At 67.7% G+C, this 18,810-nt stretch carries 18 protein-coding genes; 12 read left to right on the top strand and 6 right to left on the bottom strand.

All coding sequences use genetic code 11. The annotated features are described in order from the left end of the window. Nucleotides 1-12: 12 nt before the first annotated feature. From ddpX to HWX22_RS16725, 8 genes are all read left to right on the top strand, one after another. Nucleotides 13-576 carry a D-alanyl-D-alanine dipeptidase gene (gene ddpX, locus HWX22_RS16760; protein ID WP_175916048.1) on the top strand — a complete coding sequence of 188 codons (564 nt, stop codon included), beginning with the start codon at nt 13-15 and terminating at the stop codon, nt 574-576. A gap of 73 nt (nt 577-649) precedes the next feature. Then, nucleotides 650-2,251 carry an ABC transporter substrate-binding protein gene (locus tag HWX22_RS16755; RefSeq protein WP_175916047.1) on the top strand — a complete coding sequence of 534 codons (1,602 nt, stop codon included), beginning with the start codon at nt 650-652 and terminating at the stop codon, nt 2,249-2,251. Nucleotides 2,252-2,261: 10 nt separating this feature from the next. Further along, nucleotides 2,262-3,332, top strand: a complete 1,071-nt coding sequence (locus HWX22_RS16750; protein WP_059819283.1) for an ABC transporter permease — start codon at nt 2,262-2,264, stop codon at nt 3,330-3,332. 66 nt (nt 3,333-3,398) lie between these two features. Further along, a complete protein-coding gene (gene nikC / locus HWX22_RS16745; RefSeq protein WP_175909503.1) occupies nt 3,399-4,313 on the top strand; it encodes a nickel transporter permease in 915 nt (304 codons plus the stop codon). A 1-nt stretch (nt 4,314) separates the two neighbouring features. Beyond that, nucleotides 4,315-5,229 (top strand): ABC transporter ATP-binding protein, encoded by a 915-nt coding sequence (locus HWX22_RS16740; RefSeq protein WP_059691314.1) that lies wholly within the window; start codon nt 4,315-4,317, stop codon nt 5,227-5,229. Further along, on the top strand, nt 5,226-5,987 hold the full coding sequence (locus tag HWX22_RS16735) for an ABC transporter ATP-binding protein (protein WP_175909501.1): 762 nt from the start codon (nt 5,226-5,228) through the stop codon (nt 5,985-5,987). The genes HWX22_RS16740 and HWX22_RS16735 overlap by 4 nt, the downstream gene beginning before the upstream one ends. 145 nt (nt 5,988-6,132) lie before the next feature. Continuing rightward, nucleotides 6,133-6,387, top strand: a complete 255-nt coding sequence (locus HWX22_RS16730; RefSeq protein WP_057924918.1) for a GlsB/YeaQ/YmgE family stress response membrane protein — start codon at nt 6,133-6,135, stop codon at nt 6,385-6,387. A gap of 362 nt (nt 6,388-6,749) precedes the next feature. Next, nucleotides 6,750-7,085 (top strand): hypothetical protein, encoded by a 336-nt coding sequence (locus HWX22_RS16725; RefSeq protein ID WP_059691316.1) that lies wholly within the window; start codon nt 6,750-6,752, stop codon nt 7,083-7,085. Between the two features lie 25 nt (nt 7,086-7,110). Here HWX22_RS16725 and HWX22_RS16720 read toward each other — a convergent pair whose 3' ends face one another. From HWX22_RS16720 to HWX22_RS16710, 3 genes are all read right to left on the bottom strand, one after another. Continuing rightward, nucleotides 7,111-7,983 carry a LysR substrate-binding domain-containing protein gene (locus HWX22_RS16720; protein WP_175909545.1) on the bottom strand — a complete coding sequence of 291 codons (873 nt, stop codon included), beginning with the start codon at nt 7,981-7,983 and terminating at the stop codon, nt 7,111-7,113. Nucleotides 7,984-8,107: 124 nt separating this feature from the next. Further along, nucleotides 8,108-9,007 carry a class A beta-lactamase gene (gene bla / locus HWX22_RS16715; protein ID WP_059819286.1) on the bottom strand — a complete coding sequence of 300 codons (900 nt, stop codon included), beginning with the start codon at nt 9,005-9,007 and terminating at the stop codon, nt 8,108-8,110. 189 nt (nt 9,008-9,196) lie between these two features. Continuing rightward, the gene (locus tag HWX22_RS16710; protein WP_175916046.1) at nt 9,197-10,036 is read right to left on the bottom strand and encodes a peptidoglycan DD-metalloendopeptidase family protein; all 840 of its coding nucleotides are present in this window, start codon (nt 10,034-10,036) and stop codon (nt 9,197-9,199) included. Nucleotides 10,037-10,571: 535 nt separating this feature from the next. On the opposite strand from HWX22_RS16710, the gene HWX22_RS16705 reads away from it, so the two are divergent. The 3 genes from HWX22_RS16705 to HWX22_RS16695 all read left to right on the top strand — a co-directional run bounded on the left by HWX22_RS16705 (nt 10,572) and on the right by HWX22_RS16695 (nt 14,466). Further along, nucleotides 10,572-11,468 (top strand): LysR substrate-binding domain-containing protein, encoded by an 897-nt coding sequence (locus tag HWX22_RS16705; RefSeq protein WP_175916045.1) that lies wholly within the window; start codon nt 10,572-10,574, stop codon nt 11,466-11,468. A 53-nt stretch (nt 11,469-11,521) separates the two neighbouring features. Continuing rightward, nucleotides 11,522-11,908 (top strand): ester cyclase, encoded by a 387-nt coding sequence (locus tag HWX22_RS16700; RefSeq protein WP_059533953.1) that lies wholly within the window; start codon nt 11,522-11,524, stop codon nt 11,906-11,908. Between the two features lie 413 nt (nt 11,909-12,321). After that, entirely contained in the window at nt 12,322-14,466 is a 2,145-nt protein-coding gene (locus tag HWX22_RS16695) for a hypothetical protein (protein ID WP_175916044.1), read from the top strand. A gap of 102 nt (nt 14,467-14,568) precedes the next feature. On the opposite strand, the gene HWX22_RS16690 is transcribed toward HWX22_RS16695, so the two are convergent. Together HWX22_RS16690 and HWX22_RS16685 are read right to left on the bottom strand one after the other, a co-directional pair. After that, on the bottom strand, nt 14,569-15,309 hold the full coding sequence (locus HWX22_RS16690; RefSeq protein ID WP_175916043.1) for a sulfite exporter TauE/SafE family protein: 741 nt from the start codon (nt 15,307-15,309) through the stop codon (nt 14,569-14,571). 135 nt (nt 15,310-15,444) lie between these two features. Further along, on the bottom strand, nt 15,445-16,461 hold the full coding sequence (locus HWX22_RS16685) for an aldo/keto reductase (protein ID WP_175916042.1): 1,017 nt from the start codon (nt 16,459-16,461) through the stop codon (nt 15,445-15,447). Nucleotides 16,462-16,602: 141 nt separating this feature from the next. Here HWX22_RS16685 and HWX22_RS16680 point away from each other — a divergent pair, with 141 nt between their 5' ends. Beyond that, nucleotides 16,603-17,517, top strand: coding sequence for a LysR family transcriptional regulator (locus HWX22_RS16680; protein WP_175916041.1), 915 nt, complete (start codon nt 16,603-16,605; stop codon nt 17,515-17,517). Nucleotides 17,518-17,565: 48 nt separating this feature from the next. Here HWX22_RS16680 and HWX22_RS16675 read toward each other — a convergent pair whose 3' ends face one another. Beyond that, nucleotides 17,566-18,720 (bottom strand): porin, encoded by a 1,155-nt coding sequence (locus HWX22_RS16675; RefSeq protein WP_175909491.1) that lies wholly within the window; start codon nt 18,718-18,720, stop codon nt 17,566-17,568. Nucleotides 18,721-18,810 lie beyond the last annotated feature (90 nt).

Raw genomic sequence — 18,810 nt, 5'->3', positions numbered from 1 at the left:
CCCCGAATGCCGATGCCGTCTCCCCGCCTCGTTGAAATCACGCCCGCCACGCATCGCGTCGAGATCGATCTCGTCTACGCGACCGAGCGCAACCTGACCGGCAAGGCGATCTACCGCCGCGCGCACTGCCTGCTGCTCGAGCCGGCCGAGGCCGCGCTGCGCCGCGCGGTCGACGCCGCAGCACAAGCCGGCTTCACGCTGCGCATCTACGACGCGTACCGGCCGCCGCAGGCGCAACAGGTGCTGTGGGATTTCCTGCCCGATCCGAACTTCGTCGCCGATCTCGGCCGCGGCTCGAACCACAGCCGCGGCACCGCGCTCGACCTGACGCTCGTCGGCGCGAACGGCGAGCCGCTCGACATGGGCACCGGCTTCGACGAGATGGTGGCAGCGTCGGGCCACTTCCATCCGGGGCTGCCCGAAGCCGTGCAACGCAACCGGCTGCTGTTGCTCGGCGTGATGCAGGCGGCCGGCTTCGCGCATATCGACAGCGAATGGTGGCACTACGAACTGCCCGGTTCGCATGCCTTGCCGCAGATCGACAACGCGGCGAGCGGCCCGTGGCGCCTGATGTAACGACGATGCACGTTTCTTTCACCGTTCCCGTTCAACGACCTCAACGACCTCAACGACACATGGAGAAGCGCACATGCAACCCCTGACCTCCCGGCTCGTCGCGGCACTCGCCGCCGCATCCGTGCTCGCCGCCGTTCCGCTTTCCGCCGCACGCGCGGAAACGCCGAAGGACATGTTCGTGATGGCCACGCTGCTCGACGAATTCACGACGCTCGATCCCGGCGAGATCTACGAACTGGTGCCGGAGGAATACGTCGCGAACACGTACGACCGGCTCGTGCGCGTCGACCTGCGCGATCCATCGAAATTCAACGGCGACGTCGCGCAGTCGTGGACGGTGAGCGCCGACGGGTTGACCTATACGTTCAAGCTGCGCTCGGGCCTCAAGTTCCACTCGGGCAACCCGCTGACGGCCGACGACGTCGCATGGTCGATCCAGCGCGCGGTGCTGCTCGACAAGGGGCCGGCCGCCGTGCTGACCGGCATCGGCCTCACGAAGGCGAACGTCGCCGCGAACGTGAAGAAGCTCGACGACCAGACGGTGTCGATCACGACCGACCACAAATACGCGCCGACCTTCGTGCTGAACGTGCTCGGCTCGTGGCCCGCGTCGGTGCTCGACAGGAAGCTGCTGCTGTCGCACCAGCAAGGCAACGACTTCGGCAATGCGTGGCTGAAGACCAACGAGGCCGGCTCCGGCGCGTACAAGCTGGTCAAGTGGTCGGCCGGCGACAGCATCGTGCTGCAGCGCTTCGACGGCTACCGCCTGCCGCTCGCGATGAAGCGCATCGTGCTGCGCCACGTGCCCGAAGCGGCGAGCCAGCGCCTGCTGCTGGAAAACGGCGACGTCGACGCGGCGCGCGACCTGAGCCCGGACGATCTCGCGTCGGTCGTGAAATCCGGCAAGGCGAAGGTCGCGGCATCGCCGCAGGCGACGCTGCTGTATCTCGGCCTGAACACGAAGAACCCGACGCTCGCGAAACCCGACGTGCAGGAAGCGCTGAAGTGGCTGGTCGACTATTCCGGAATCCAGACCAACGTCGTGAAGACGACCTACAAGGTGCACCAGACTTTCCTGCCCGAAGGCTTCCTCGGCACGCTGAATGCGAATCCGTACAAGCTCGACGTCGCGAAGGCGAAGGCGCTGCTCGCGAAGGCCGGCGTGCCGAACGGCTTCGCGGTGACGATGGACGTGCGCAACGACTATCCGTACACGGAGATCGCGCAGGCCGTGCAGGCGAACTTCGCGCAGGCGGGCGTCAAGGTGCAGCTGATCCCGGGCGACAACAAGCAGACGCTCGCGAAATACCGCGCGCGCCAGCACGACATCTACATCGGCGAATGGTCGGCCGACTATATCGACCCGCACAGCAACGCGCAGGGTTTTGCATGGAACCCCGACAACTCCGACAAGTCGAGCTATAAAATGCTGGCCTGGCGCAACAGCTGGGACATTCCGCAACTGACGAAGGAGACCGACACCGCGCTCGCCGAGCCGACCGCCGCGCAACGCGCGCAACGGTATCAGGCGATGCAGAAGGACATGCTCGCGCATTCGCCGTTCGTGATCATGTTCCAGAAGGTCGCGCAGGTCGCGACGCGGCCCGGCGTGAGCGGACTCGAAGTCGGACCGATCAACGATCTCGTGTCGTACCGTAACCTGAAGAAGCAATAAGATTCACCGCATGTCGACTCCCGCCTCCTCCCTCGAAGCGCTGCGCACGCTGCCCGCGCGGCGCCCGGCCGTACGCTGGGCGCTGCGCGTGCTGCGCTGGGCGCTCACGCTCGCCGTCACGTTCGCGGGGCTGCTCGCGCTGACGTTCGTGATCGGCCGCAAGGTGCCGATCGATCCCGTGCTCGCGATCCTCGGCGATCGCGCGTCGGCCGAGGCGTACGCGGCCGAGCGCATCGCGCTCGGCCTCGACAAGCCGCTCGCCACGCAATTCCTGATCTACGCGCGCGACGTGCTGCACGGCAATCTCGGGATGTCGCTGCTGACGTCGAACCCGGTGCTCGACGACATCAGGCGCGTGTTCCCCGCCACGCTCGAACTCGCGACGATCGCGACGTTGATCGGCATCGCGATCGGCGTGCCGCTCGGCGTCGCGGCCGCGGTGAAGCACAACCGGCCGATCGACCACATCGCGCGCTTCGTCGGCCTGATCGGCAATTCGGTGCCGGTGTTCTGGCTCGGGCTGATGGGGCTGCTGCTGTTCTATGCGCGGCTGCACTGGGTCGGCGGCCCCGGCCGGCTCGATCCCGTGTACGACGGCATGGTCGACCCGCGCACGGGCAGCCTGCTGATCGACTCGGCGCTCGCGGGCGAGTGGGACGTGTTCCGCAACGCGGTGTCGCACATCGCGCTGCCGGCCGCGATCCTCGGCTACTACTCGGTCGCGTACCTGAGCCGGATGACGCGCTCCTTCATGCTCGACCAGCTGAGCCAGGAATACATCGTCACCGCGCGCGCGAAGGGCCTGTCCGAGCGCCGCGTGATCTGGCGGCATGCGTTCGGCAACATCGCGGTGCCGCTCCTGACCGTGATCGCGCTCACGTACAGCAACCTGCTCGAGGGCTCGGTGCTGACCGAGATCGTGTTCGCGTGGCCGGGGCTCGGCTCGTACCTGACGGGTGCGCTGCTGAACGCCGACATGAACGCGGTGCTCGGCGCGACCCTCGTGATCGGCGCGATGTTCATCATCGTCAACCTGCTGACCGACGCGCTGTACCGCGTGTTCGATCCGCGTGCGCGCTGAGGGCCGCCGCGACATGACCGCTTCCACCCTGCTTCTTTCACCGTCCATGCCGAAGGTCGTCCGATCATGAATGCCGAGCGTCTCACGCTGCGCGCGTGGCTGCTTTCCGATGCGCCCGCGTCGCGCTCGCAGGCCGCGTTCGGCCTCGCATATCGCCGCTGGCGCCGCTTCGCCGCCAATCCGCTCAACCTGTTCGGGCTCGCGATCCTGGTCGCGCTGATCGTCGTCGCCCTCGTCGGCCCGCTGATCATGCCGCACGATCCGCTGCGCCAGGTGCTGTCCGACCGCCTGCTGCCGCCCGGCTCGCCGTCGCACTGGCTCGGCACCGACCAGCTCGGCCGCGACATCCTCTCGCGGCTGATCGACGGCTCGCGCCTCACGCTCGGCATCGCGATGCTCGTCGTCGTGATCGTCGTGCCGATCGGACTCCTGATCGGCACGACGGCCGGCTATTGCGGCGGTTTCGTCGACAGCGTGCTGATGCGCATCACCGACATCGCGCTGGCGTTCCCGAAGATCGTGCTCGCGCTCGCATTCGCGGCCGCGCTCGGGCCCGGCGTGATCAATGCGGTCGTCGCGATCTCGATCACCGCATGGCCCGCGTACGCGCGGCTCGCGCGCGCGGAGACGATCCGCATCGCGCAGGCCGATTACATCCACGCGGCGCGCCTGCAAGGCGCATCGGGCCCGCGGATCTTGCTGCGCTACATCGTGCCGCTGTGCATGTCGTCGGTGATCGTGCGTGCGACGCTCGACATGGCCGGCATCATCCTGACCGTCGCGGGCCTCGGCTTCCTCGGCCTCGGCGCGCAGCCGCCGAGCCCCGAATGGGGCTTCATGGTCGCGTCGGGCCGCAACGTGCTGCTCGACGCGTGGTGGGTCGCGACGCTGCCCGGCGCGGCGATCCTGCTCGTCAGCCTCGCGTTCAACCTGCTCGGCGACGGGCTGCGCGACGTCTTCGATCCGCGTCATGGAGCGTGACATGCAACCGAATTCCGTCAACGCGCCCGCGCCGCTCTGCGAGATCGACGGCCTGAAGATCGGGTTTCGCGGGCACGACGGCGTCGTGTCCGACGCGGTGCGCGACCTGTCGCTGACGCTCGCGCCCGGCGAACGGCTCGGCATCGTCGGCGAATCCGGCTCCGGCAAATCGCTGACGGGTCGCGCGCTGCTCGGCCTGCTGCCCGAAGCCGCGCGCTGGTCGGCCCGCACGATGCGCTTCGCCGGCCGCGACCTGCTCGCGATGTCGGCGAGCGAACGCCGGCGCCTGTGCGGCAGCCAGATGGGGATGATCCTGCAGGATCCGAAATATTCGCTGAACCCGGTGATGACCGTCGCGAAGCAGATGGGCGAAGCATTCCGTCTGCACGAGCCGGGGTTGCGCGGCCGCGCGCTGCGCGAGCGGATCGTCGAGGCGCTCGCCGCCGTGCAGATTCGCGATCCGGCGCGCGTCGCCGATGCGTATCCGCACGAGCTGTCGGGCGGCATGGGCCAGCGCGTGATGATCGCGATGATGGTGTCGACCGGCCCGCGCCTGCTGATCGCCGACGAGCCGACGTCCGCGCTCGACGTCGCGGTGTCGATGCAGGTGCTCGCGGTGCTCGACGCGATGATCGCGCGGCACGGCACGGGCCTGATGTTCATCAGCCACGACCTGCCGCTCGTGATGTCGTTCTGCGATCGCGTCGCGGTGATGTATGCGGGCCGCGTCGTCGAAACCTGCGCCGCGCGCGACCTGCGCGACGCGACGCATCCATACACCCGCGGGCTGCTCGCGGCGAATCCGCCGCTCGCAAACCCGCCCGACGAACTGCCGGTGCTGCGGCGCGACCCGGCGTGGCTCGACGCCGCTTCGCCCGCATCGTCGTCGGCCGAATCCAGGGAGGCCGCACGATGATCGACGTCGATCACGCCTCGATCCGTTTTCCGACCCGCACCGGCCATGTCGACGCCGTGCGCGATGCCAGCTTCGCGGTACGCGACGGCGAAGTCTTCGGGCTCGTCGGCGAATCGGGCTCCGGCAAGTCGACGCTGTTACGCGCGCTGACCGGCCTCGTGCCGCTCGCGGGCGGCAGCCTGTCGATCGACGGCCGGCCCGTCGGCGGCACGCCCGACCGCGCATTCCGCCGCCACGTGCAGATGGTGTTCCAGGATCCGTACGCGTCGCTGCATCCGCGCTTCACGGTCGACCAGACGCTGCGCGAACCGCTGTCGATCCACCGGATCGGCGACGCCGACGCGCGCATCGCCCGCGCGCTGTCCGAAGTCGGGCTCGGCCCGGCGTTCCGCTTCCGCTATCCGCACCAGCTGTCGGGCGGCCAGCGCCAGCGTGTCGCGATCGCGCGCGCGCTGATCGTCGAGCCGCGCGTGCTGCTGCTCGACGAGCCGACCTCCGCGCTCGACGTATCGGTGCAGGCCGAGATCCTGAACCTGCTGCGCCGCCTGCATCGCGAACGCAACCTGACGATGATCCTCGTGAGCCACAACCTCGCGGTGATCGGCTTCCTGTGCCAGCGCGTCGCGGTGATGCAGCATGGCGAGATCGTCGAACAGCTGCGGATCGAGGACGTTCGCGCCGGACAGGTCGCACGCGACTACACGCGCACGCTGCTGCGCGCGACCGAAGGCTACCGACGCCTCGATCCGGTTGCCTGACATGTGCACGACGCGCGGGCGTGCGATACTCGGCACCCCGTGCGTCGGCGCGCCCGTGCATCGTCGCGCCGTCGAATGGAACCCTCGCGCGCCGCGCGGGTCCATTTCCTTTCGTCAACAGCTCAACAGCAATAGGGAGGCGTTCATGCTGCAATTCATCGAAACCCTGGTGGTCGGGCTCATCGTCGGCCTCCTCGCCCGCGCGCTCAAGCCCGGCGACGACAAGATGGGCATCCTGATGACCGTCGTGCTCGGCGTCGTCGGCTCGCTCGTCGCGGGCTACGTCGGCCGCGCCGCCGGCTGGTATGCGCCGGGCCAGGGTGCCGGCTGGATCGCGTCGATCATCGGCGCGATCGTGCTGCTCGTGATCGTCGGCGCGGTGCGCAAGCGCGCGGGCTGACCGCCGCATCGCCCGCGTCGATACGCAACGGCCGCTCGTCACACGAGCGGCCGTTTTCTTTATGCACGCCGCAATTCGCACCTTCGTCGAATCGTTGAGTCCTCAACGATTCACTCGCAAACCCCCGGTCCACTGGCCGGATCGCCGCGCCCTTACGCCATCGGCAATACCCCGACTTGCGGCCGCACAAATTTGGGATAAATTGATTGGAGGAATACGGCGTCATTTGATCGTGGCCGTTATTTCCCGTTTTTCATTCAAGAGGTCCAATGGAATTGCCGTTTACGCATACAGCACCGCAGCGTTGACGGACTGCCATTCGAGCGGCCCCGCTGCGACGCGCTTCCTCTCTGGAGCCTGTCATGAAGCATCGCCTGTTTGCCGCCTCGTTTGCCCTGGCTGCCTCGCTTCTGGCGTCGTCCTCATCTTTTGCCGCCGGCGCGTCCGGCGTTATCCACTTCACCGGCATGATCGTCGAGCCGCCGTGCTCGTTCGCGCTCGACACCGCCGACGCCGCGCACGCGCACGTGCGCCCCGACTGCCCGCGCCCGGCGAGCGGGCAAGTCGCGTTCGTCGACGCGGCCAGCCTGCGCACGATCAAGACCACGACCTTTACGCAGGCCTCGCGCGCAATCGTTTTACCTGGCCGTGCGGGCGACACGCATGCGCCGATGATCGCCATCGTGACGTACCAGTAACGCCCGCTGCCGGAGGCGTCGCGCGTCAGTCGCGATGGCAGGCGATCCAGTCGCTGAACGCGCGGATCTTTTGCTGGCTGCCGATGCTCTCCGGGTAGACGAAGAAATAACGGGCGCCGGTCTCGAGCACGATGTCGAACGGCCGTTCGAGCCGGCGCGCGCTGACGTCGTCGTCGACGAGCGTCACGTCGCCGATCGCGACGCCGAAACCCTGCATCGCCGCGTTCGTCGCGAGATCGAGCGTGTCGAAGGTCGGCCCGCGCTCCGCATCGACGGCGCGCTCGCCCGCGTGATCGAGCCACGCGCGCCAGTCACGGTGGTCGCGCGTCGGATGCAGCAGCGTATGGTGCGCGAGATCGCCGACCGCATCGAGCGGCGCGGCCTGCCGCAGCTCGGGCGCGCACACCGGCGTCAAGCGTTCGTCGAACAGCGGCAGCGCGAATACACCGGGGCCCGGCGACGTACCGTAGACGACCGCCGCATCGAACGGCTCGGTCGAGAAATCGACGACGTGCTGCCACGCGGTCGTGATCTGCACGTGGAGCTCGGGATGCTCGCCCTGGAAGCGCATGATGCGCGGCAGCATCCAGCGCATCACGCAGGTCGGCACCTTCAGCGCGAGATCGGTGCGCTGCCGCGTGAGCTTCATCGAGATGTCCTCGATCCGCGCGAAGCTCTCGTTGACCACCGGCAGCAATTGCTCGCCCTCTGCCGTCAGCGTGAGGCCCTTCGCGTGCCGTTTGAACAGCGGAAAGCCGTAGTGCGCCTCGAGTGTCTGGATCTGCCGGCTCACCGCACCCTGCGTGAGACACAGCTGCTCGGCCGCGCGCGTGAAGCTGCGGTGGCGGGCCACCGTCGAGAAGATCTGCAGCGCATGCAGGGGCGGAAGTCGGCGCATGACGAAGGGGGTAGACGGATCGACCGCACCGAACGACGGCGCGGCAAGGCCGCGCGCCGACACCGGCGCGCGTTGATCGACACGATAAGCCAAACGCCGGCTTTACGCGAGGTGCGTCGCGCGCTCAGGCCGTAGCGGCGAACGCGCCCGTCGCGATGCGCGCCGCCGACGCGACGACGTCCGCGCGTGCGGCCGCGTCGGCACGCGGCTGCGTGAACGACACGGCCAGCACGATCGGCGCGCGCGACGGCGGCCACAGCACCGCGACATCGGTCGTCGTGCCGTAGCCGCCGGTGCCGGTTTTGTCCGCGATGCGCCAGCCGGGCGGCACGCCGGCCGCGATCCCGGTCGCGCCACGCGCGCCGCCGGTCATCCATTCCGTGAGCTGCGCACGCTGCGGTTCGCGCAGCGTATCGCCGAGCAGCAACCGCTGCAGCGTGTCGACCATCGCAACCGGTGTCGACGTATCACGCTCGTCGCGAGGCGCCGCCTGGTTCAGTTCGGGTTCCCAGCGGTCGAGCCGGAACACGGTGTCGCCGCTTTCGTGCGCGAACGACGTGACGGCCTGCGGGCCGCCGAGCACGCCCATCAGCAGGTTCCCGGCGCCCTTGTCGCCCGACTGCAGCATCGCCGTGCAGAGCTGCGCGATCGTCATCCCCGTGTCGACGTGGCTTTCCGTCACCGGCGAGCCGGCCACGACTTCATAGCGGCGATACAGGATGCGGCGCGGCAACAGCGACGCGTCGAGCGAGCCGCGCGCGAGTATCGCGGCGGCGGCGACGACCGCATAGGTGCCGCACAGCGGGAAGCGCTCGCGCGCGTGATGTGCGATGCGCGCGCCGCTCGACGTATCGAGTGCGGCGACGCCGAGCCGGCCGTTCGACGCTTTTTCGAGCGCGGTGAGTTCGGCCTGGGCGGCATGTGCGCGCCCCTGCTCGGCGACGGGTGCCGACGAGCACGCGGCGACGAACGGCGCGGCGACGGCGGCGAGCAACAGCGAGCGGCGTGTCGGAGAATGTTCCATGGATGAAGGGCGTTCTGTCGGAAACGGTGACATGGAGCAACGCACGTGCGCATCGACGACGCACACGCATTCGCGCCGACGGCCGGCTCGCGACGGCATACGCCGCGCATCCCCGAAGACGTCCGTCGGCCCCGCATGCGGCGGGACGCACATGAACAGACCCTAGCGTAGCAGCGAGCGCGGCCCGCGTCAGCCTTGCGACGAAGGCAGGTACGGCATCGGATTGACGGGCTTGCCGTCGCGTCGCACCTCGAACAGCAGCGCGACACGCGAGTTGTCGAGGTCGCCCATCTCGGCGATCTCGTCGCCCCGGCGCACGATGTCGCCGGTTTTCACGAGCACTTTGCGGTTGTGCGCATAGGCGGTGAGGAAATCCGCGTTGTGCTGGACGATGATCAGGGTGCCGTAATCGTTCAGGCCGCTGCCCGCGTACATTACGCGGCCGTCGGCCGCCGCGCGAACCGGGTCGCCCGGCCGGCCGGCGATCTGGATGCCGCGGTTCTGCCCCGGCCGGAACGCGTCGACGATCTTGCCGCGCGCGGGCCACGTAAGCGCCACACCGCCCGCATGCCGCCTGGTTTCCTTCACGACCTGCCGGTCGCTCGCCGTCGACGCGCTCGCCTGCGCGCCGCCCGCCGCATTGCTCGCGGCGGCCGGCGCGGCGGCCTGTGCACTGCCATTCCCGCCCGATGCCTGCAACGGCTGCTGGCGGACGATGCGCAGCACCTGCCCCATGCGCAGCCTGCCGCGCCCATCGAGCTTGTTCCAGGTGCGCAGGTCGGCGACGCTGCAGTCGTTCGCGGACGCGATGCCCGACAGCGTGTCGCCGCGTTTCACCACGTACTTCTGCGCGACGAGAATGGGTGCGGGCGGCGGCGTCGCGGGCGTGGCGGCGGGCTGGCCCGACGGCGAGCCTGCCAGCGTGTCGCTCGGCGGGACGGGCGGCGTACTGGCACAACCGGCCATGACGAGCACCGCGGCCAGGCCGGACAGCCACGCCGACTTGCGGCAAATCTCGCGCTGATTCATGGACGATCGACTCCGGTTTGACAATCTTTCAAGCATCTCAAAAACGGAACGGCCGACGTGTAACCGGATGCAAACAATGATGACAAACGATCACGAACCGGGCGCCGGCGGACACTCGTTACCGGTAATACGGTCGATTTCGGAAAAACTTGACGGTTTTGGACGCGAGATGCGGAAGAAATTTCAGAATGCACCGATATTTCGAATGGCTTTCAATCTCCCACGGCCGCGTCGGACAGCCGATGCGGCCTGCGACGGCCGCCCGCTCAGCGCAGCCAGTCGACCAGCTCCGCGCAGGCCCACGCGACGCCGATGCACAGGAACAGCAGGTGCAACGCGATCTTGAACGACACACCCCACGACGAATCGACCCGCATGACAGTCTCCCCCGGTTGATATGCGGCCATGATCCGGCATCGATCCCGCCCCGAAAATGCGGAACCGGCGAACGGGGTCTCAGGCGCAGCCTGAGACCGGCGCGGCGGTTCCTGCTAACTTATCGGCCATATCCATTCTTACGCGCCCTCACCCCGCCATGCGCTTCGACCTGACCGACCTGCGGCTCTTCCTGAACATCTGCGAGGCCGGCACGATCACGGGCGGCGCCGAGCGCACCCACATCACGCTGCAGGCAGCAAGCGAGCGCATTCGCGGGATGGAAGACGAACTCGGCGTGCCGCTACTGCACCGGACCAAGTCCGGCGCGCAGGCGACCGACGCCGGCCGCGCGCTCGAGCACCACGCACGCACGGTGCTGCAGCAGATCGACCACATGCGCGGCGAACTGCAGCAATACGGCCAGGGGCTGCGCGGGCATATCCGGCTGCTCTGCAACACGGCGTCGCTGAGCGAATACCTGCCCGACGCGCTCGCCGCGTATCTGCCGCATCATCCGAAACTGTCGATCAGCGTCGAGGAGCGCTCGAGCCAGGAAATCGTGCACGCGATCCGCAACAAGACGGCCGAGGTCGGCATCGTCGCCGATTCGGTCGGGCTCGGCGGACTCGAGCAGAAGCCGTTCCGCGAGGATTGGCTGATCGCGGTCGTGCCGGCCGGGCATCCGCTCGCCGCGCGCGACGAGGTCGCGTTCGACGAGATCGCCGACGCGGATTTCGTCGGGCTGACCGACGGCAGCGCGCTGCAGGTCCATCTCGGCGACCAGGCACGTGCGCTCGGCAAGCGGATCCGCTACCGTGTGCAGCTGAAGAGTTTCGACGCGATCTGCCGCGTGATCGAAAGCGGCGTGGGGATCGGCATCGTGTCGCGCCACGCGGCCGAGCGCGCGATGCAGACGATGGACGTGCGGCTCGTCGAGCTGTCCGACGTGTGGAGCCACCGCAAGCTGACGCTCTGCGCGCGATCGTTCGATGCGCTGCCCAAATATACGCAGGCGTTCGTGTCGTATCTGTCGGGCGAAACGCCATCGCGCTGAACGCCGCGCGCCGTCCGCAACGGCCGGGCGATACACGAGGAGGCACCGCCGCCATGACGACACCCGATCTCGCCACGCACTACCGCGCCTACATCGACTGCCTGAACCGCCAGGACTGGCCGGCGCTCGGCCGGTACGTCGCCGACAACGTGATCCACAACGACCGGCCGCTGGGCCTGGCCGGCTACCGCGCGATGCTGGAGCAGGATTTCCGCGACATTCCGGATCTCCATTTCGAGATCCGGCTGCTGGTGTGCGAACCGCCGCGCATCGCATGCCGGCTGCGCTTCGCGTGTGCGCCGAGCGGGACGTTCATGGGGCTCGCCGTCGACGGCACGCGCGTCACTTTCGCCGAGAACGTGTTCTACGAATTTCACGACGGCAAGATCCGGCAGGTGTGGTCGGTGATCGACAAGGCCGCGATCGAAGCGCAGCTTTAGCATCGCCGCGAGACGGCCACCGGACGGGATCGACGAGTCCATATCCGGCTAGAATCCGATTTCCAAGGGTAACGTTTTCTTTCATATCTCACCGGAGGGCGCGCCGCACGAACGCCTTTCCGACATTGCCGTCACTGCCGATATGCCACGCTGCGCCGCAGCGCAAATAATCATAAATCGCAGAAATTCCCGCACGCATAGCCCTCTTTCATCGCACCTCGTGCGTTGACCATCCGGGTTTTCACCGTCGCATCCGGCGTGAAAGCGCATTGACATCGAAGCAATCGATGCCTAAATTTGGAAAACGTTTTCCCGCACTGTCAGCGCGACGCGACCATGGCCCGCGCAGGGAGAACGCTTGCCTGCTCGAGTTGCGATTCAAGACTTCATCACTATTCGAACCTGGAGACACGATGCATATGCGCAGCAGATTCGCGCTCGGCGCAGCGTTCAGCGCCCTTTCCGTCCTGTTCGTCAGCGCATGCGGCGGCAACGACGTGACCGCCCCGCCGTCGACACCGGCGCTCGCGCCGAACTCGTTGCAGGCGCTCGTCTACGGCGCACCCGACACCAGCGTGCCGGCGGGCACGCGCATTCCGGTCACGATGATGGGCCAGATGCGCGCGCTGTTTGACCTGATCCGGAAGTCGCCCGACTTCACGCAGGTCGTCATGGATCTCGGCGACGGTTCGCCGGTTCACGTGCTCGACACGAACACCGGCGACAAATTCCTGCCCGGCAAGCTCGCGCTCGGCCTGTCGTACATCCTGATCGACATGAAGTCGAAGGGCGACCCGCAATACGCGAGCTATCTCGCGACGTACCAGACGATCACGACCGCGATGATGGCGCAGTCGGGCAGCGACTACACATATGCAAATACGTCGTGGGGCGAGTACTACTACCTCGTCGCGCTGAACAACCTGAAGGCGCGCGGCATGCTCAACGAGGTCTTCAGCGACGCGATGCTCGCGACGCTGCAGCAACGGCTCACCTTCTGCGACATGTTCGGCCCCGATGCAAGCGGCAAGACCAGCACCTGCCCGGCCGCCGGCACGCCGATCGACATTGCGTCGCTCAACACCGCGCAGAATTACTATGCGGTGTCCTACGGAATCGCCGGACTGCGGCAGAAGCTCGGCTGGAGCAATCCATCGTTCTCGTCGGCGACCGATCCGGCCGTCGCGACGATGGGCGCGCGCGATGCGCTGCTCTATACGGTGACGAACCACATCCGCAACGATTCGTCGGGTGGCTTCTCCGACGAAGCGTCGAACACGCACACGACCTATTACGACCGGGCGCGCTACGACCGCTACAGCACGCTGCTGATCGGCGAAGTGACCGAACGCACGTTCGAGATGGGCAACGAGGCGAATCTCACGCCGGAACTGAAGGGTTATCTGCGCAAGTCGGTCGACCTGATCCTGCCGCAGCTGAACGCCGACGGCCAGGGCTTCAACTACGGCCGCTCGATCGGCCCGTACGGCGATTCCGCGTTCATGGAGGTGCTGACGGCGGCCGCCAACGCGGGCGTGCTGACCGACCAGGAAAAGCAGGTTGCGTACGCGTTCATCTACCGGGCCGCGCGGCGCTTCGACACGTACTGGTACGACCCGTCGCTGCCGACGCCATCGGTGAACATGTGGGTCAAGGGTCGCGGTACGGACGCCTATCGCGGCAAGCCGCGCGTGATGGGCGAGAATTTCAGCCTGCTGCATCAGTACCTGTACGTGAACGCGTGGTGGAACAAACTCGGCTTCGGCGGCAAGGCGCCGATGGACGATGCGGCCTACGATGCGTGGCTCGACGCGCTGCCGCGCTACACGCTCACCTGGTACAACCAGCCCGCCGATACCGCGCATCCGTACAACGCGGCGCTGCTCACCGTGCGCGACGGCCGCCGCGTGGTCAACCTGAATCTCAGCCAGGCGCCCGACTACAACTCGTTCACGCCGTACTACCCGGTGCCGTTCTCCGACAAGCTGATCTACGGGACGACCGATCTGGGCTACGCACTGCTGGTGCCGCAGGTGTCGTACAACGGGAAGACCTACGTTCCCGTCACGTACTACAAGAACCTCGATGTCCAGCAGACCAACGGACAGGTGGTCGTGTCGTTCGACACGGCGAAGTTCCGTCTCGCGTCGAAGAACGCGGCGTACACAACGGATCTCGACCTGCAGGTGCATACCGTGCTGACGTTCGCGCACGGCACGATCTCGCGCAGCGACACGCTTGCCTCGGGCACGCTCGCCGGCAACCTGTCGGTCGAGACGGACTTCGCGTCGTTCGCGGACTTCGCGTCCACGCAAGCGAACGGCGACGGCACATCGGTGACGTACGCGAACAGCATCGCGACCGGCTATGCGGCGTCCGGGTTCGACACCTGCGCGCTGTCCGCCTTCGACACGGTCAACGGCGCGACGAACCCGCTGTCGACGACGCCGATCGGCCAGCTGCATTCGAACTTCGCGTGCAAGACCACTCCGTTCGCGCTCGGCGCGGGCGTCACCCGCACGTTCGGCTGGACGCTGAAGTACGCCGACCCGGCCTGAGCGGCATGGCCGCCGCGTCGTGAGAGTCCTCGAAGCCGGCTCTCGAAACCGGCTTCGGGGCATTCACACCGGGCGCGCGGTGCGCGTGTCGGCGATGCCCGTTCACCGCCACGCCGAAGCGGCCATGTAGGCGCCGAGCGCGATCATCCCGACGAAGAAGCAGCGCTTGAACGCCTTCTCGCTCATCACGCGCCGCGCATATTGCCCGCCGATCATCCCCGCGAGTGCCGGCACGAGCGCCAGCGCCGATACGCCGAGATCGATCGTCTGCAGCGCGCCCGTCACGCGCAACTGCAGCCCGAGCGCGATCGTCGACGCGGTAAACGACAGCCCGAGCGCCTGGATCAGGTCGTCCTTCGACAGCCGCAGCGCCTGCAGGTACGGCACCGCCGGCACGACGAACACGCCGGTCGCGGCCGTCACGACGCCCGTCAGATAGCCGACCGCGGCCGACAGCCACTTCTCGTATCGGCCCGGCGCGGGCAATCGCGCGGCGGCGAGCCCCCAGCAGCCGTATGCGGCCAGCACGACGCCGAGTGCCGCGTGGGTCCACGCGCTGCCGGCGGCAAGCGCGGGCAGCCCGCCCGTCAGCGTGCCGATCGTCAGCCCGGCGAGCAGCGGCCACAGACGCCGCAGCAACGGCCCGAACGAAGGGCCGAGCCACAGCTGCCACACATTGGTGATGAACGACGGCACGAGCAGCAGGCTCGCGGCGGCCGACGGCGGCATCGCGAGCGTCAAGAGCCCCATCGCGATCGTCGGCAGCCCGAGGCCGATCATGCCCTTGACCGCGCCGGCCAGCAGAAAGACCAGCACGATGATCGTCAGCGTATGGGTTTGCATGGCGGGTGTTCCGTCCGGTTGAAGACGGCGCGATGATGAGCCACCGTCACGCCGCCGGCCATCTGGCTTTGCCTGAGGCTGGCTCGGGCCCGCCCGGCCGGCCTCGTCGCCTCGTCATCCCGCCATGCCCGCCGTTCAGGCCTTGTGTGCCGGCCCCCGGCCCTGCTCGCTGTCGAGGTGCGCCATCTGGGGGGCCGGATAACGCTCGCCGGCAGCCGCCCCGGCGGGAACCGCCGTTTCGATGCGCGCCAGATCATCGACCGTTAGTTGCAACTTAGACGCCTGCAATGCGTCCTGGAGTTGCGTGCGCTTGCGCGCGCCGATCAGCGGCACGATGTCGTCGCCGCGCGACAGCGCCCATGCGATCGCGATCTGCGCCGGGTTGCTGCCCTTCTCGTCGGCGATCGCACGCAGCGCGTCGACCAGCGCGAGATTGTGCGCGAGGTTCTCGCCCTGGAAGCGCGGGCTGGCCGCGCGGAAGTCGCGCTCGCCCTGCCGCGCCGCGCTCCAGCCGCCGCCGAGCAGCCCGCGCGACAGCACGCCGTACGCGGTCACGCCGATCCCGAGTTCGCGGCACACGGGCAGGATGTCCGCCTCGATCCCGCGCGACAGCAGCGAGTATTCGATCTGCAGGTCGGCGATCGGCGCGACGGCCGCCGCGCGGCGAATCGTGTCGGCACCCACCTCCGACAGGCCGATATGGCGCACATGACCGGCCGTCACGAGATCGGCGATCGCGCCGACCGTCTCCTCGATCGGCACCGCCGGATCGACGCGCGCCGGCCGGTAGATGTCGATGTGGTCGGTGCCGAGCCGCTTCAGCGAATACGCGACGAAGTTGCGGATCGCCTGCGGCCGCGCGTCGTAGCCGACGAACGCGCCGGCCGGGTCGCGCAGCGCGCCGAATTTCACGCTGATCAGCACCTGGTCGCGCGCGCGGCCGCGCAGCGCATCGCGGATCAGCATCTCGTTGTCGCCCATCCCGTAGAAGTCGCCCGTGTCCAGCAGCGTGATCCCGTTGTCGAGCGCCGCGTGCAGCGTCGCGATGCTTTCGTCGCGATCCGCCGGCCCGTACAGATCCGACATCCCCATGCAACCGAGCCCGATCGCCGACACCTGCGGGCCCGTGCGGCCCAGTTGACGCTTGTCCATGTCCGTTTCCTTGCAGTGGTGAGTGAATGAACCGGATTCTGGACGCATCGCGGCGCGCGATAAACGCGAAACGCCCAACCAATTCATTCGACGCTGATTAACAATGGAGCCTGTCCCAATTCGCCCACGCTCCCGCCCCGCATGGACCATCTGCATGCAATGCGCATCTTTGCGCGCGTCGCCCACCTCGGCAGCTTCACGAAAGCGGCCGAGCAGCTGCAATTGCCGCGCCCGACGGTCAGCAATGCCGTCCAGTATCTGGAAAAACACCTGAGGGTGCGCCTGCTTCAGCGAACCACCCGGCGCGTCGCGCTCACCGCCGAGGGCGCCACCTACTACGAGCGCTGCACGCGGCTGCTGGCCGATCTGGACGATGCCGAGACGCTGTTCGACGACGCCGGCGCCGCGCCGCGCGGCGCGATCCGCGTCGACCTGCCCGAACGCTTCGCGCTGAACAAGGTGATTCCGGCGCTGCCGGATTTCCACGCGCGCTATCCCGACCTGCGCGTCGTGCTGAGCACGACCGACCGCTTCGTCGATCTCGTCGCCGACGGCATCGACTGCGCGGTGCGCGTCGGCGTGCTGTCCGACACGTCGCTGGTCGCGCGCCGCGTCGGCGAGATGGCGCAGATCAATTGCGCGTCGCCTGCGTATCTCGCGCGATACGGCACGCCGCGCTCGCCGGACGATCTGCCCGACCACGTCGCGGTCGGTTATTTCTCGAGCCGCACGGGCCGCGAGCTGGACTGGGAATATGCGGACATGGATTCGGGCGCGCTGCAGACGGTGAAGATGCGCAGCGTGGTCGCGGTGAACAGCTCGCAGGCGTATCTCGCGTGCTGTCTCGCGGGCCTCGGGCTGATCCAGGCGCCGCGCGACGGGCTCGCGCCGCTGCTCGAGGACGGCTCGCTGGTCGAGGTGCTGCCGGAGTGGCATGCCGCGCCGCTGCCGGTGTCGGTCGTGTTTCCGAACAGCCGGCATCTGGCGCCGCGCGTGCGGATCTTCGTCGACTGGCTCGCGCAAACGCTCGACAACGACGCGCGGCGGCCCGCGTGACGAAAGCCGGCGCCGAGGCAATTCGCCCCGGGCGCCGGCAGGTCGACATCAGAACTTGTGGCGAATCGCGGCGCGCACCGCGAACTGGTTGGCCGATGACGACGGGCCGTCCGTCCCGACCACGTAGCCGCCGTCGGCCGCGGTGCCGGTCTTGTCGCCGGCGACCTTCTGCCATGCGCCCTGCAGGTAGACGTCGGTGCGCTTGGACAGGCTGTAATCGGCCATCAGCCCGACGGTGTGGTACTTCGGCTTGAACGAACCGGCCGCGGCGTCGAATTTGCCGTCCGTGTACACGTACTGCGCGCCGAGATAGAAATCGGACGTGAGCTGGTACTTGCCGTTGATCTCGAAGTTCTGGAACTTGGTCGCGCTCAGCCCGAGGCCCGAGAACGTCGACGCCGGCAGGTAAACGGTCGACACGGGGTTCTTCACGTCGGTCTTCGTATAGACGAAGCCGACCGTCGCCGGGCCGAACGTGTAGTTGACGCCGCCGCCGAAGATGCGCAGGCGGTCGGCGACGAAGTTCGCATCGTCGGCCGCGATCGCGCCCGCGTTGCCGACGCCCGGGCTGTTCGCCTGCAGGTATGCAGCCGCGACCTGCAGGCCGGCCAGCGAATACTGCGCGCCGATGCTGTACTGGCGGTTGGTCGAGAAGCCCGTGCTGTTGCTGAAGCTGTAGGTGCCGCCGAACGACAGCCCGTTCCAGTCGGGGCTCGCGTACTTGACCGTGTTGTTGACGCGGAACGAGTTGTCCGTGTTGTCGTTGTCGAACGGGTGCGAGAACAGCGTGCCGCCCCAGTTGCCGTTTGCGGTCAGCGGCGCGAGATAGTCGACGACGGAATCGTACTGGCGGCCGAAGGTCAACGTACCGAAACGCGACGCGCTCAGCCCGACGAACGCCTGACGGCCGAACATCCGGCCGCCCTGGTTGAGCCGGCCGTTGTTCACGTCGAAGCCGCTTTCCAGCGTGAAGATCGCCTTCAGCCCGCCGCCCAGATCCTCGCTGCCCTTCAGGCCCCAGCGGCTGCCCTGCGCGTAGCCGCTCGCGAGCTGGTAATTCGTTTTTCCGACCCCGTTTACGTTCACGTTGTTCGTGTAGTTGAAGCCCTCGTCGATCAGGCCGTACAGCGTCACGCTGTCCTGCGCGAAGGCCGGCGCGGCAAAAGCGGCCAGCGCGGCGGCAAAAATGACGTGCTTCTTCATGACGGATCTCCGGAGCCGGGCCGGGCAGGCCATGCGCCCGGCGATTTGTTTGATCTGTTTTATCGAGGTGGCCCGCAGGGCGGACTACGC

Origin of the sequence: Burkholderia sp. BCC1638, assembly GCF_902833195.1 — a bacterium.
GTDB classification, from domain to species: Bacteria; Pseudomonadota; Gammaproteobacteria; order Burkholderiales; family Burkholderiaceae; genus Burkholderia; species Burkholderia diffusa.
Note: the sequence above shows the minus strand (reverse complement) of the source record. Positions and strands in the feature narration are given on the sequence as shown.